The organism is Streptomyces musisoli (assembly GCF_016741855.1).
Classification (GTDB): Bacteria; Actinomycetota; Actinomycetes; order Streptomycetales; family Streptomycetaceae; genus Streptomyces; species Streptomyces musisoli.
Genome location: NZ_JAERRH010000101.1, coordinates 1 through 745 on the forward strand (window position 1 = coordinate 1; position 745 = coordinate 745).

Below are 745 nucleotides of genomic sequence, written 5' to 3' on the forward strand. Positions count from 1 at the left end.
CAGGGCGTTCTTCTGCACCAGGTGTGCAGCCATCTTCGCGCAGAAGTCTCCGCGCCGGCCCGTGACCCGGGCCATGATCCGGCCCATGGCCGAGATCGTCTTGCGCCGGTTGGTGCTGCCCTTCTTGGTGCGGGCGAGGCGCTGTTGCAGTCGCCGGTAGCGGGTCCTCTCGCCGGGCGTGATGAACTCCCGGTCGAAGAACTCGCCGTCCGAGGTGACGGCCGCCGCAGCAACACCCCGGTCCACCCCTACGGCCGTGCCCGGCATGGCGTGCCGCTCAGGCGTGACCGCTCCGTCGTCCACCAGGAACGACACGAACCAGCGGCCGGACTTCCAAGACACGGTGGCGGAACGGATCTCACCCCCGAGAGGCCGCGACCAGCGGAATCGGACCCAGCCCAGCTTCGGCAGCTTGACCCGGGCCCATTTGCGACCCAGACGTTCCACGCTGATCTGCTTGGCGTCGGGGAACCGGAACGACGGGGCCCAACGGGCCTTCGACCGCCACCGGACCTTGAACGTGCCGTGGTCTCGGCACGCCCGATCCAGATCCTTCAAGGCCTGCTGGAGGATGTGCGACGGCGCGGCCTTCAACCACTCATGCTCGCGCTTGGCGTCGGCCAGCTCCCTGCACTGCGGGGCATAGTTCATCCACGCGCCGCGCCGCCGGTACTCGCGGCGCTGCTCCAGACCGGTGTTCCACACCGACCGGCACACGTCCGCGAACTCCTGGCACTGCTCGGCC

General features: G+C 69.1%; 1 protein-coding gene. It reads right to left on the reverse strand.

What is annotated here, in order from left to right; genetic code table 11:
- The coding region (locus tag JK361_RS40640; RefSeq protein ID WP_201828258.1) for an RNA-guided endonuclease InsQ/TnpB family protein at nt 1-745 on the reverse strand (745 nt) is incomplete at both ends.